This is a genomic window from Murinocardiopsis flavida (genome assembly GCF_003014485.1).
Lineage (GTDB): Bacteria > Actinomycetota > Actinomycetes > Streptosporangiales > Streptosporangiaceae > Murinocardiopsis > Murinocardiopsis flavida.
Genome location: NZ_PYGA01000005.1, coordinates 181,171 through 195,017 on the forward strand (window position 1 = coordinate 181,171; position 13,847 = coordinate 195,017).

Here is a 13,847-nt window from a genome sequence, read left to right on the forward strand (position 1 = left end):
TCAGCCTCCCAGCGGGTTCGACGGCAGCCGCAGCCCGACGACGTCGGGGCGCTCTTGGCGGATCTCGGCGAGCCAGCGGTCGGTCCGCTCCCGCAGCGGCTTGAACTTCGACACGAAGATCGGCACCAGGCGGCGCATGCCCTCCTTGTCGTCCGTGATGTCGACCTGCGCCACCTCATCGGTGACCGCCTGGAACTCCCCGGTCAGCCGCGTCACCATGGTGTGGTGGCGGCCCCCTGTGGCGGTGTCCGCGTCGGTGACCGCCTGCACCGTGAGCTTGATGTCGTGCAGCAGCCCGTACTGGAGTTCGGCCGCGCTCATCTGCGGGCGCCGGCCGCCGCCCGGCATGTCGCGGGCGACGGCCGTCATGCGTTCGCGCACCACCTCGTTGGCCCGGTGCCAGTCCATCCGGTCGCCGGCGTCGTAGGCGGCCCGGCCGCTGGTGCGCAGGCCGGGCAGTGCCGCGCGGTGGTCGGCGGCCTTCGCCGCGTCGTGCCGGGCGAGGTCGGCGATCATGTGCTGGAGCTCGGCGAGCGCCGCCTCGTACTCCTCCCACGGCGGGGCCAGCGACGACGCGTCGGCGACGCGCACGCTCTGGAGCAGGGTCTCGGCCTCGACCAGCTTGTGGTGCGCCTTGGTGCGGTCCTGCCCTTCGGCGAGGAGCGCGTCGATCTCGGTCAGCTGCCGGTCGAGGTCGGGGCCGACGCGCATGACGTCGGCCGGTGGCGCTGCGCGGCGCCGCTCCTCCCACCCGGACTTGAGGTCGCGCGTCTTGTCGCGCAGTTCGTCCCATGACGACACGCGCCGCTGCGGGATCAGGATGACCGCCTCGCCCCGCGCGTCGTAACGCGGCACCCGCGCCTCGGCGCGGATGGTCCAGCCCAGCTCGAACTCCAGGGTGACGTCGACGGCGGAGCCCACGGGCAGCTCGCTCGACAGCCCGGTGACGGCGACCTCGCCCACGGGGACGAGCCCCTCGAACAGGCGCACGGCGAGCGCGGCGCCCTTGGTCGCGGTCTCCAACCGGAACTCCGTGCGGTACGGCAGCATCGTGCCGGCCCTGACGACGGTGTGCAGCCCGTCGACCAGTTCGACGGCGAAGTCGTGCGCGAGCACGTCGCCCGAGGGCGGCGGCACGGTCTCGCCGCCGGGTTCGACCGTCAACCGCTGCGCGTCGACCTCGTCGCCGCGCGCCAGCACCCGGACGGTGAACCCGTTCTCCTCGTCGGCGTCGATCGGGACGTCCTCGAAGAGGAACCGCCCTTCGGAGTCGGCCTGCTCTTCCGCGCGGAAGACGCCGTCGTCGGAGGCCAGCACCACCGTGGCGGCGGCGGGTGTGTCGAGGAGCGGCCCGGGGAGCACCCTGCCCCCGATGTCGGTGGCCGGGGTGGCGGGCTCGGGGTGGTCGAGTTCGAGGTAGCCGCTGCGCCGGGTGACGGTGGCGGCCTTGACCGCGGCCCCCACGGCGACGCACAGGTCGGGGTTGAGGCTGCCCGGCCGGCGGCCGAAGTGCGCGGCGAGCACGTCGACCACCAGGGGGATGCGCGAGGAGCCGCCCACCATGACGATGTCGGCGAGGTCGTCGGCCGCGACCCCCGCCTGGGCGAGCGCGCGGTCGCAGTTCGTGAGCGTGCCGCGCACCCGCGGCTCGATCAGCGCCTCGAAGGAGTCGCGGGTGACCGGCTCGTTGATGTTGAGGGGCGCCCCGCGGCGGTCGACGCAGTTCTGCGCGATGAAGTCGAAGTCGGTGGAGCGGGTGAGCTCGTGCTTCACCTCCTCGGCGGAGGACAGCAGCTTCGCCCGGGTCTTCGCGCCGTCGGCGGAGTCGGCGTCGAATCCCAGGTCGTAGCCTGGCACCCGGTCGGCGACCCAGCCGACAAGGGCGCGGTCGAAGTCGTAGCCGCCGAGGTAGCGGTCCCCGTCGAAGGAGCGGTTCTCGAACCCGGTCTCGGGGTCCCACGACACCACGGAGGTGTCGAAGGTGCCGCCGCCGAGGTCGTAGACGAGGAAGGTGGTGGGGCCCGTCGGCCGCTTCTTGGGGTCGCGGGTGTAGGCGAGTGCGGCGGCGACGGGTTCGATGAGCGTCTCGACGACCTCGAGCCCCGCCAGCCGCCCCGCCTCGGTGGTCTCGGTCTTCGCCGTCATCTCGAAGAACGCGGGGACGGTGACGATGGCGCGCTCGACCGGGACGCCCAGCACCTCCTCGGCGACGCGCTTGAGGTGCCGCAGGACGTGCGCCGAGGCCTCGACCGGGGTGATGTCGGCGTGCCCGGCCCTGACCCGCTGGTCGGTGCCCATGTCGCGCTTGAAGAACCGGGCGGGCGGGTGGTCGCCGGACGCCGCCTTCTGCTTCGCGCGGCCGCCCACCTCGACGGCGCCGTCGGGGCCGATCCACACCACCGAGGGCGTGGTCGGGGACTTCGAGGCGTCGGTGACGACCAGGGCGTCGCCGACCGGCCGCAGCCGCCGCGCCTTGATCAGCTCCTCTTTGCCGGGGATGTCGGTGCCGGCGGGCACCGCGATGCAGCTGTTGGTGGTCCCCAGGTCGATGCCGACCACAATGCTCACGTGTCGTTCTCCTCGGTTTCCGGGCCGTGCGGCGCCGCGCCGCCGCCCTCCGGTGGTTCGGTGCGCGGCGGGGCCGGACCGGCCTCCGCCGCCGGTGCGTCCTCTGCCGTGTGGGGCGCCCCGGCCGCGAGGAAGACCTGCGCGGGGCGGAGGAGCTCCCCGTCGTCCAGCAGCACCCCGGGGCTGAGCGTCTCGGACACGACCAGTCCGGTGTCCTCGCCCTCCGCCGGGCGGTGCTTGACGGAGAGGTGGTCGGCGACGGCGAGGTAGCGTTCGCCCACCGGGTCGATGAACCGCACCCCCGCGTTGGCGAGGGTCGCGGCGATGCGCCGGTCGAGCGCCGCGAGGGTGTCGGCGTGGTCGGCGAACCCGGCGCCGCGCAGCCGTTCGCCGTCGCGGGCCAGCAGCACCCGGAGCTCGTGCAGCGCCGCAGCGACACCGGACGCGACGTCGGTGTAGCGGCGGCGCTGCTCCTCGGCCTCGCCGCGGGCCTCCTGCCGGACCGCGTTGACCGCCCGCGCCTTGTCCCGCGCCCCCGCGCTGAGCAGCTTGTGCACCACGGCGTAGGGCGGGACGGGGGGACCCGGCAGTTCGGGCCGCTCCTCCTCGGTGAACTCGACGTCGGGCTGCGCCTGGGGCCGCCGTGTGCGCTGCCGCGCCGGCTTCACGCGGGACCGGCGGCTGCTCTTACCCGCCATGCGGCCACAACCGCTCGAAGTGCCGCGGCGCGGGCGGCGGGACCAGCCGGTACAGGGCGTCGGCACGGACCACGGGCTCGGGCGCCGGGATCTCGGGCGGAGCGGGGACGGCGACCCGCTCGGCGGCGTCGGCCCGCTCGGGGCGGTGCGTGCGCAGTTCGGCGAGCAGCCGCGCCTCGGGGTCGCGGATCTGCTCGGCGGCCTCGTTGACGTCGGCGACCGTGGGGATCCGGCCGAAGACCGGGTACCGTTCGGGCGCCCGCGCCACGCGGCCGCGGCGCTTGCGCACGTGGGCGTCGATGGCCGCGCGGCCGGCGGTGTCGGGGGGCAGGTCGAGGACCTGGAACGGGGTCCACGTGTAGGGGTTGCGGCCGTCCTGCCAGGCCCACGGGTTCTCGGCCATCGTGCTCCTCGCCTGTTCCGGGCGTGTGCGGCCCCGCGCCGGGGTCACCGCGCCCACCTGCGGCGCTGCGCGATGAGGGTGCTCATCATCGGCAGCGTGGACATCCTCCAGTCGGCCGAAAGTCCGGGGTCGTTCCCGAGCCGCGCGATCACGGCCTCGCCGAGGTCGAGTTCCGCCACCGTGTTCGAGGTCATGTCCATGACGACGATGAGGGCGAGCTGCCGGGAGACGGCCTCCTCCACCACGGCGTCGGGGTGGCGCAGCGCCCGGTCGAGGAAGCGGCGCGCGGCGGCGTCGCCGTGGCCGAGCTTGTGGGCCGCGTGCGCCGCGGTCAGCAGGGCCGCGGTCAGGCACCCCGCGACGTCCTCGTAGATGCGGCTGACCGACGCGAGGCGGGGGTTGAGCGCGAGGGCGCGGTCGATGTGATCGGCGGCGGTGCGCGCACCGTTCAGGACCGTCGCCGAGCCGGGGTTGCCGCCGAGGTGCCGCTGGAGCAGTTCCAGGCCGATGAAGAACTCCACCCGGGCGAGTTCGTCGGCGATCTCCGCGGCCGGGGTGCCGCCGCCCAGCGCGTTGCGGTAACCGGTGAGCATCCCGACGACCCGCTTGAGGAACGGCGGGCTGCGGTCGGACCACCCCGCCTCGATCACGGCGGTCTCCATGCGCCGCCGCGCGACGAACAGGGCCGCCCGGACCAGGTCGGGGTTGTGGGGGTCGGCGGCGAGCCGGGGCGCGAGCAGGTCGAGCCCGTCGTTGTGGCGGCCCTCCCCCGCGGCGATCACGGCGCCGGTCACGGAGTCCCCGGCGAAGTCCTTGCGGGCCGCCGCGATGGCGTCGGCGGGCAGGCCGGAGTCGCGGATCTCGGCCAGGTGCAGCGCGGCGACACCGGGGTGGTCGGCCAGCGCCTGCTCGGCGAGGGTGGAATGCGGGGCGAGCAGGTCGCGCGGGAGCCGCGCGCGCACTGCGCGGAGGACCTCCGCGGGGAACGGCGCGCCCATGACGGCGCCGAGGTGCTCGCCCATGCGGTCCCAGAAGGAGTCGTCGGCGTGCACCTTCGCCCAGTACGCCAGGTAGTGCTCGTCGCGGTCCGACGCGTCGTCCTGCGGGGGGTCGGCATAGAGGCGGGAGTGGCGGGCGATGGCGAGGTGGTGGTCGCGCCACGGCCCGCCGCCCTCCTCCCACAGGGCGACCGCCGCGTCGGAGGCGGGACGCAGGGCGCCGCTGTCGTCGCGGAGCAGACGGTAGGCGTCGGCGTCGATCGTGGTGCGGGACGCGAGGCGGGTGCGCAGCCGCTCCGCGAGCCCGCGCAGCTCCGTGACGGTGGTGCCGTCCTCAGCCATTCGCCGCCACCGCCAGCTCGTCGCCGTCGACCATCAGCAGCACCCGGGCGGTGCGGCGGCCGGTCTCCTCGGTGTCGTCCAGCAGGCGCAGCAGCGGCGGGACGAGGTCGTCGACGCACCGCCGCACGCCGCGCGCCGCCTGCTCCGGCCGGGACCGCCACGCCAGCGACCCGATGTGGGCGGGGACGTCGGCGCGCCAGGTGACCGTGACGTCGAGCCCCGCGAGGGTCCGCTCGGCGAAGCGGCGCAGTTCGACCTCTGCGATCTCGCGGAGCTCGTCGGGGCCGAGCGCCGCGAACAGCACGACGTCGTCCAGGCGGTTGATGAGCTCGGGCCGGAAGGAGGCGCGCAGGGTGCGCCGCAGTTGCGCCCCCGGGCCGTCGGCGCCGTCGGGGCGGTCGGCCCTGGCAGCGGCCTCAGGGCCGAACATGGTGGTGAGCAGTTCGTCGACCTGCGCGGCAGGGTCGTCCGGCCCCGGCTCGTTCTGGGACCGGCCCAGTTCGGCGAACTCCGCCGCGCCGAGGTTGGAGGTCAGCACGATCATGGTGTCGTACGCCTCGCGGAGCGGGCCGGCGGGATCGTTCACCGCGCCTTCGTCCAGGAGCCGCAGCAGGGCGTCGAGCACCCGGGAGTCGGCCTTCTCGACCTCGTCGAAGAGGAACACCCGCCGCGGGTTGTCGCGCAGCCCGTTGGTGAGGCGGCCCGCGCCGAACCCCACGTACCCGGGCGGGGCGCCGACGAAGTAGTTGATGGACTCGCGGGTGTTGAACTGGCCCATCTCGAAGACCAGGGTGTCGGCCTCGCTGCCGTACACCATCTTGGCGAGCAGCCGGGCGGTGAGGGTCTTCCCAGCGCCACTCGGGCCGCAGAACAGGAACGCGGCGCGGGGCCGGTCGCCGAAGCGGAAGCCGCGCGCGAGGCCGCGCTTGACGCCTTCGATGTGCGGCGCGAGGCGCTCGACGACGCTGCGTTGCCCGACGAGGTTGCGCCGGAACCAGGCGAGCTCCTCGGCGACGCCGCCCGAGCGCACACCGGTGTCGGCGGGCGGCTGCTCGGCGTAGTAGGAGTCGGCGTAGCGGAGCAGCTTCGCCGGGTCGATGCCGGTGTCGCGGAAGAACGCCGCGGCGAGCCCGTTCGGGGAGTCGACCAGTGCCGCCAGGAGGTCGCGTTCGGCGATGGTCTCGGAGCGGCGGTGCGCGGCGCCCTTGGCGGCCTTGTCGAACACGTGGCGCAGCGACTCCTCCATCGCGTCCTCGGCGAGTACGGGCTCGACCTGTTCGCCGGCGCCGCTGCGTCCGCCGACGAGCAGCTGGGTCTGGACGCGCAGCGCGGCGAGGTCGTAGCCGGAGAAGTGGCAGCTCTGCTCCACCAGTCCGCCCGGTGCGACGACCATGGCGTGCAGCAGGATGGGCGCGCCGAGCCGCGTGTGGCGCAGCCCGGCGGCGTCGGCCGCCATGATCCGCAGGACGGTCCGCGCCCCTGGGGAGAACGCGGCGGTGGCGAGTGCGCCGTCGGTGCCGAACACCGCAGCAGGGCGCTGCGGGACCGCCGCCACCGCGTCGCGCCACGCCGCGAGGTCGACCCTGCCGTAGCGGGCGAGCAGTTCGCGGTCGCGGACGTGCAGGCCGTCGAGGACGGCGCTGAGCACGCGGCGCTCGTCGAGCACCGCGGCGCCGTCGGCGCACTCGCCGCGGAGCCGGGCGAACACGGCACGGGTGGCACGGTTCGCCGTGGCGTCGTCGAGCCCCGCCGCCGCCTGAGTGCCGAACCGCGGGCTCTGGCCGCCGCGCGCCGCGAGTGCCGCGGCGAACACGTCGACGGGGATGCGGGCGCTCGCGAACAGCGAGGCCGCGAGCCCGCCCTTGATCCGGCCGAGCACGACGAGCAGGTGGACGGGTTCGACGCGCACGGCGCCGGTCTCGGCGGCGACCAGCGCCGCGGCGCCGAACCCGTCGGTGGCCGCGAGCAGGTCGGGGTCGACGGCGCGCGCCGGGATGCCCATGATGTCCATGTCAGGCCCCCCGCAGCAGTGATTCGGCGGCCGCCAGCCGACGCCCGACGTCGTCCTCGGCGCCGTACATGCGCAGCGCCGCACCGCCGCGGCGGGGGTCGCCGGGGCCGTCGCCGAGGAACGCGGCGACCTCGGCGAGGATCCGGTGCGCCGCGGCGACCCTGACCTGGTGGACGACTGCGGCGCGGCCGTCGGCGCCCGCCGCGGGCAGCGCCTCGAACATCCGCGCGAGCCGGTCGTCGTCGGCGGCCGACCGGGCGCTGCGCGCGCCCCACGACAGGACCGTGGCCGGGTCGAACGGCACGTGCCGCGCCCAGGCGGCGGCGTGCCGGCGGTGGACGGCGTCCATCGCGGCGGGGAACGCGTGGAGGTCGCCGCCCAGCACCGCCGCCGTCAGGTCCGCCGCCTCCGCCGCCTCGGGCAGCGCGGCGCGCAGCGCAGCGGGGTCGTGGCGCAGGTGCCGCAGCGCGGATCCGGGGTCGCCGAGGTGCAGGGAGAGGAGGGCCACGAGGAAGCGGACGGTCGGCGACCCGGGGTCGCGGCCGTGCTCGCGGGCGATGCGGCCGACGAGCGACGGGTCGCCGGGCGCCAGGCGTCCGCTGCCGAGTTCGGCCGCTGCGAGCAGCAGTCGGTAGTCGGGCGCGTCGACCAGCGCGACCGCCGCCCGCAGGTGCCGTTCGGCGCCCTCGGGGTCGCCGTCGCGCAGCAGCGCGTGGCCCGCCCCCGCCTCCAGGTGCGCCAGCCGGGCCTGGGCGCCGGGAAAGCCGTAGGCGATGGCGGCGCGGTAGCGCGGTCGCGCCAGTGCGGGCGCGCCGCGCTCCGCGGCGGAGTCGGCGAGGACGCACAGCCACGCGCCGGGCGTGTGCGGGGCGCCCTGCGGCGCGAGCCGCGCCAGGAGGTCCCATTCCGGCGCTGCGGGGTCGGGGGCGGCGGACTCGGTGAGGGCGGCGTCGAGGCCGGCGAGGACCCGGTGCACCGCTCGGGTGCGGAACACCGGGGCCACGTGTTCGGGGGCCACCGTGAGCAGGGCGCTGTCGATGTGGCGGAAGGGGTGCACGGCGCCGTCGAGCCGGGTCGCGATCGAGACGACGGCGTCCCAGGTCTCGTCGAACGAACCGTCGGCGGGGTTGCGGGTCCACTGCCCCAGCGCCGCGCCGAACACCTTGGGGGTGAGCAGGACGGGGTTGTCGTCGAGCATGCGGATCACGAGTTCGGGGTGCTCCAGCGCGCACTTCTCCACCTCGGCGCCGATGAGCCCCTTCGCCCGCTCCACCTGCTGGGGGGTCGCCCTGCCGAGGAATGCCAGCAGCGCCAGCACGACGCCTTCGGCCCCACCGGAGGACTGCGCGCGGCGGGCCCGCTGCACGGACGCGCGCAGCGCCGCGACCGGGTCGGTGTGCTCGCGCACGGTCGCACCCGCCAATGCCAGCGCGGGCGACTCGCCGTCGCCGCGCGGCACCCACGGCACGGCGGCGAGGACCAGGATCCGGCCGCACATGTGCCCCAGGAGGAACACGAGCACGGCGGTCGGCACGGCGAGCATGAAGGGGATGCCGATGGCGGCCGGGCCGAGCCAGCTGTACACGGGGCCGGGGAACATCTCGGGGTACCCGCGGACGAGGGCGTAGAGCAGGGCGGCGTAGGCCACCGTGCCCACCCACCACAGCACGGGCAGGGTCAGCAGCGCCCAATGGGGTGTCAGCAGCCACAGAATGGGCCGGCCGGGCAGGAAGAACACCGCGATCACGCAGGCGAGCACGAACACGAACACGGTGGTGCCGAGGTAGGAGTCGCTCTGCGCGCCGGCGGCGCGCCGCTCGGTCTCCAGCTCATCGGCGAGCGCGTCGGTCTCGGCGCCGGGCGGCAGCGCGTGCAGCCCGGCGATGCGCCGGCGGTACACGCCCAGCCGCCGCGATACCCGGACGGCGGAGATCGCGCCCCGCGCCCGCAGCAGTCCCAGTGCCGCCCCGGCGCCGAGGAGGGTCTCGGCGATGCCCGGGTCGTAGCCGTGCACCAGGGGGTCGGCCACCAGCAGGGCGAGTGCGATGAAGCCCGCGGTGCCGGTGAGCACGGCGGCGATCGCCGCAAGGGTCTCCCTTGTGCGCGACGAATCGCCCATGGACCCTCCTCTCCGACCAGGGCGGCCGGCGGGCGCCGCGGCCGGGTGGGAACGCCCCGCACATTGGACGCCGTCCGGCCCCGTCCATCATTCAATGGACGGGGCCGCCGCATCCACTGCGTGGCCGCCTATGGCCGACTTCTGTACCTGTCCGGAAAAGGTGGTACCGGCAGAGCGCCCGGCGCGGAGAGGTCACGGGGCCGGGGGGCGGGGAGGGCCGGGGGGCAGGGAGGGTCGGGGGTCAGGACCTGAGGGCTCCCGCCGGGCTGGCCGCCAGGGGCAGCACCGGCAGCAGTACCGCCTGGTAGGCGTGGTACACGTCGGGCTTGCCCGACCACACCGTCGCCGACGGCCCGTTCTCCGCGTCGAGCTCGTGCCGCCAACTGCCGTGGACCGGGTCGATGACGTGCTGCGCGATGTAGTCCCACCAGGTGCGGTACCACTGCTCGTACCGGTCGTCGCCGGTGCGGCGGTAGAGCACGGCCGCGCTGAGGACCGCCTCGGCGGCGACCCAGTGCATGCGCTCCCGCACGACGGGCCGGTCCGACCAGTCGAGGGTGTAGACGAAGCCGTCGGACCCGTCGGCGCGCCAGCCCAGCCGCACCGCGGCCTCGAACAGGCTCTCGGCGTCGGCGAGCAGCCACGCCGGGGCGTCGGCGCCGAGGGCGGCCTCCAGGTGCACGAGCAGCCGCGCCCACTCCAGCGCGTGGCCGGGGGTGGTGCCGTAGGGGCGGAACTGGTGCCGCTTCTGGTCGGCGTTGTACTCGGGCAGCGGCTCCCACTCGGGGGTGAAGTGCTCCGGCAGCCGCCAGCCGTGCTCGGCCGCCATGCCGTGGGCGAGCCGTTCGGCGATGCGCAGCGCCCTGCGGTGCCAGATCGCCGCACCGGTGACGTCGCCCGCGACGAGCATCGCCTCGATCATGTGCATGTTGCTGTTGGCGCCGCGGTACGCCTCTGTCTCCTGCCACGCCCGGTCCCAGCCCTCGACCGACAGCCCGGCCGCGTCGTCCCAGAACCGCTTCTCGACGACGTCCAGCGCCTCGGCGAGCAGTTCGGCCGCACCGGGGCGCCCCGCTGCGGTGGCGCTCGCCGCGCCGATGACGACGAACGCGTGCTCGTAGGCGCCCTTGGCGGTGTCGACGGGCACGCCCTGGGCCGCTCCGGGGAACCAGCCGCCGTGCTCCGGGTCGCGGAGCAGGCCGGTGAGCGCGGCGATGCCGTGGTCGGCCAGCGGCCCCGCCCCCGGCTCGCCGCGCAGGTGCGCGAGCGCGAAGACGTGCGTCATACGCCCGGTGATCCAGGTCATGACCTGCTGCGAGGGGTCGCGGCGGCCGTACTCGTCCAGCCAGCCGAAACCGCCCGCCGGATCGGCGGCGGCCCGGGCGAACGCGCTCAGCCGTGCCTCCTCCCTCGCCAGCCACGCCTGATGTTGAGGAAGGTCCAACCACGACCCTGGCATATGCACGTCTCCTCTCCGCGGATCAACGGCCCCCATTGTGGCCGAAGCCGTCCGGCGCCGGGGGCGCGGGGACGGCGGGCCCGGCCCCGCCGTGGTCACGGCCCAGGTGGGGGCGGATCTCCCCTGCGGAGGTCGAGGGTCAGCGACGCCGCGTCGGTCCCGCCGTACCCGCCGGCCGGGCCGTGCGCGCCGGCGGGCCCGGCCGGCGTGATCCGCCCGAGGAGCGCCGGGTGCGCCGCTCCGGTGCACGACGGGACCGACGCCGCGATCCCGTGCCACGTCAGGAAGCCGAGCAGGGCGAACATCCACGCCTCCTTGGCGTCCGGGTCGATCCCCAGATCGGCGGAGGCGCGCAGCGGCGCCGGTGCCAGCGCCGCGCGCAGCGCGGCGGCGAGCGCGGGGTTGCGCAGCCCGCCGCCCGACGCGATGACCTCGGTGACCCCGTTCGCCCGGCAGGCGTCGGCGATCGTGGTCGCGGTGAGCGCGGTGAGGGTGGCGCACAGGTCGTCGCCCGACACGTCGGACCCCGCCACGGCGGCGTCGAGGTAGGCCGCGTGGAACAGCTCCCTGCCCGTGGACTTCGGTGCCGGGCGCGCGTAGTACGGGTCGGCGCGCAGGCGCTCCAGCAGCCCCGGGTGCACCCGCCCGCGCGCGGCCCGCGCACCGTCGCGGTCCAGGTGCTCGCGGCCCCCGGTGAGGCGGCCGACCGCGGTGTCGAGCAGCGCGTTCCCGGGGCCGGTGTCGAAGGCTATGGGCGCGCGGCCCGGTGCGACCACCGTGAGGTTCGCGATCCCGCCGATGTTCAGCGCCGCTGCGGGCGCCGACCGCCCGGACAGCAGCAGCGCGTCGAACGCGCCGACCAGCGGCGCGCCCTGGCCGCCCGCTGCGATGTCGCCGGCCCGCAGGTCCGAGACGACCGGCGCCCCGGTGGCGGCGGCGATCCAGGCGGGCTGGCCCAATTGCAGGGTGCCGCGCACCGCGCCGTCCTCGACCCAGTGGTACAGGGTCTGGCCGTGCGAGACGACGAGGCCGGCCGCTCCCCCGGGGCACAGCTCGCCGATGGCGGACCGGGCGGCGTCGGCGAACGCCTGGCCGAGCAGCGTGTCGAGGCGGCACACCGCCCCGATGTCGACCCGCGCCGGGGGGAGCGCGGCGAGGACCTCCTCGCGCAGCCCGGGCGGGTAGGGCAGTTCGCGGTAGCCGATGGGGGTCATGGCGACGCGGACGTCCGGCGGCTCGCCGGACAGCTCCAGGTCCAGCACCCCGGCGTCGATCCCGTCCGCAGACGTTCCCGACGACAACCCGACGACGATCATCGCACCCCACCCCTCCCCGGCGGCGCCCGCTGTTGCGCCACTCGTCAGCCAGCAGGATCACACGACGTCACGCGGCAGGCGGCACCGCAGGTAGATTTCAGGTGTCCCCGAGGCCCGTCCCGGCTCCGCGCCGCCTGCGCGCGGCCGGCCCGGCGGCCCGCACCGCCCTGCCGCCATCCGGCCGGGCAGACCAGCGAGGAGTCCTGATCCCGGTGAGCGTGACAGCGGACGGCGCGTCCCATGGAAGCCCCGATACCGCGGCAGAGGCCCGGCGCCGCCGGACGTTCGCGGTCATCTCGCACCCCGACGCCGGCAAGTCGACGCTCACCGAGGCGCTCGCGCTGCACGCCGCGGCGATCACCTCGGCCGGCGCGGTCCACGGCAAGGGCGAGCGGCGGGGGGTCACCTCCGACTGGATGGACATGGAGCGCGCCCGCGGCATCTCCATCACCTCGGCCGCGCTGCGCATCGACTACGACGACTGCGTGCTGAACCTGCTCGACACCCCCGGCCACGCCGACTTCTCCGAGGACACCTACCGGGTGCTCGCCGCGGTCGACTGCGCGATCATGCTGCTCGACTCCGCGAAGGGCCTCGAACCGCAGACCCTGAAGTTGTTCGACGTGTGCCGCGCCCGCTCCGTCCCGGTCATCACCTTCGTCAACAAGTGGGACCGGCCCGGCCGCGAGCCCCTCGAACTGCTCGACGAGATCGAGCAGCGCATCGGGCTGCGGCCCACCCCGCTGAACTGGCCGGTCGGCATCGCCGGCGACTTCCGCGGCCTCATCGACCGCTCCGCGGGCGACACCTACACCAAGATGCACCGCACCCCCGGCGGCGCCACCCGCGCCGAGGAGCAGCCGCTGAGCCACGCGGACGCGGCCGAAACCGAGGGCGCGGTGTGGGCGCAGTCGCTGGAGGAGCTCGAACTCCTCGGCGAGATCGGCGCCGACTACGACGAGGAGTCCTTCCTGGCGGGCAAGTCCTCCCCGGTGCTGTTCGGCGCGGCACTGCCCAACTTCGGCGTGGCCCAGCTCCTGCGGACCCTCGTCCGCCTCGCGCCGCCGCCCTCGGCCGAGGCCGACGAGAAGGGCCGACCGCGCCCCGTCGACGCCCCGTTCTCCGGCCTGGTGTTCAAGATGCAGGCCAACATGGACAAGGCGCACCGCGACCGCATGGCGTTCGTCCGGGTGTGCTCGGGCCGGTTCGAGCGGGGGATGGTGCTGACCCACGCGAGCACCGGGCGGCCGTTCGCGACCAAGTACTCCCAGGCCGTGTTCGGCTCGGAGCGCCAGACCATCGACACCGCCTACCCCGGCGATGTGATCGCGCTGGTGAACGCCCATTCACTGCGGGTCGGCGACACCCTGTTCGACGGCCCCGAGGTGCACTTCCCACCCATCCCCAGCTTCGCCCCCGAGCACTTCGCCGTTGCGCGGGCGCTCGACGCTGGGCGCTACAAGCAGTTCCGGCGCGGGATCGAGCAGATGGACGCCGAGGGCGTGGTGCAGGTGCTGACCTCCGACGTCCGCGGCGAGCAGGCGCCCGTGCTGGCCGCGGTCGGGCCGCTCCAGTTCGACGTGGTCAAGCACCGGATGGAGCAGGAGTTCCGGGCGCCCATCGAACTCGCGCACATCGACTACAACGTGGCGCGCCGCACCGACGCCGCCTCGGCGCCCGTCCTGCACGGGCTGTCGGGCGCCGAGGTGCTCAAGCGGCGCTCCGACGGCGAACTGCTGATGCTCGTGCACAACAAGTGGCGGCTCAAGGTCATCGAGCGCGACCACCCCGAGGCGGTCATGGAACCCCTCCTCGCCGGAGGCGTCGAGGCCGACGCCTGACCGGGCCGTGCCCAGTTCGCCGCGCTCCGCGCACGGCGGCGGCCTGCTTACGCCGCGCCGCTCACGGCGGCGGCGGTGTACTGCCGGGCCGG

The 13,847-nt window shown here is 75.2% G+C and carries 9 protein-coding genes; 1 reads left to right on the top strand and 8 read right to left on the bottom strand.

The genetic code is table 11. The features are described 5' to 3' along the window. The 8 genes from CLV63_RS09525 to CLV63_RS09560 all read right to left on the bottom strand — a co-directional run bounded on the left by CLV63_RS09525 (position 1) and on the right by CLV63_RS09560 (position 11,914). Positions 1–2,568: an Hsp70 family protein gene (locus tag CLV63_RS09525; protein WP_106582571.1), complete on the bottom strand. Its 2,568-nt coding sequence runs from the start codon at positions 2,566–2,568 to the stop codon at positions 1–3. Continuing rightward, positions 2,565–3,266: a hypothetical protein gene (locus CLV63_RS09530; protein WP_106582572.1), complete on the bottom strand. Its 702-nt coding sequence runs from the start codon at positions 3,264–3,266 to the stop codon at positions 2,565–2,567. Before CLV63_RS09530 ends, CLV63_RS09525 begins: the two co-directional genes overlap by 4 nt. Next, on the bottom strand, positions 3,256–3,669 hold the full coding sequence (locus tag CLV63_RS09535; protein WP_106582573.1) for a hypothetical protein: 414 nt from the start codon (positions 3,667–3,669) through the stop codon (positions 3,256–3,258). The genes CLV63_RS09530 and CLV63_RS09535 overlap by 11 nt, the downstream gene beginning before the upstream one ends. Before the next feature lie 44 nt (positions 3,670–3,713). Continuing rightward, positions 3,714–5,009 carry a hypothetical protein gene (locus tag CLV63_RS09540; protein WP_106582574.1) on the bottom strand — a complete coding sequence of 432 codons (1,296 nt, stop codon included), beginning with the start codon at positions 5,007–5,009 and terminating at the stop codon, positions 3,714–3,716. Beyond that, on the bottom strand, positions 5,002–7,020 hold the full coding sequence (locus CLV63_RS09545) for an AAA family ATPase (protein ID WP_106582575.1): 2,019 nt from the start codon (positions 7,018–7,020) through the stop codon (positions 5,002–5,004). Before CLV63_RS09545 ends, CLV63_RS09540 begins: the two co-directional genes overlap by 8 nt. Position 7,021: 1 nt before the next feature. Beyond that, a complete protein-coding gene (locus CLV63_RS09550; protein WP_106582576.1) occupies positions 7,022–9,139 on the bottom strand; it encodes a hypothetical protein in 2,118 nt (705 codons plus the stop codon). Between the two features lie 241 nt (positions 9,140–9,380). Then, positions 9,381–10,598 carry an AGE family epimerase/isomerase gene (locus CLV63_RS09555; protein WP_106582577.1) on the bottom strand — a complete coding sequence of 406 codons (1,218 nt, stop codon included), beginning with the start codon at positions 10,596–10,598 and terminating at the stop codon, positions 9,381–9,383. A 95-nt stretch (positions 10,599–10,693) separates the two neighbouring features. Further along, on the bottom strand, positions 10,694–11,914 hold the full coding sequence (locus CLV63_RS09560; RefSeq protein ID WP_106582578.1) for an anhydro-N-acetylmuramic acid kinase: 1,221 nt from the start codon (positions 11,912–11,914) through the stop codon (positions 10,694–10,696). 212 nt (positions 11,915–12,126) lie between these two features. Here CLV63_RS09560 and CLV63_RS09565 point away from each other — a divergent pair, with 212 nt between their 5' ends. Further along, positions 12,127–13,755: a peptide chain release factor 3 gene (locus CLV63_RS09565; protein ID WP_106582579.1), complete on the top strand. Its 1,629-nt coding sequence runs from the start codon at positions 12,127–12,129 to the stop codon at positions 13,753–13,755. The last annotated feature ends 92 nt before the right edge of the window (positions 13,756–13,847 follow it).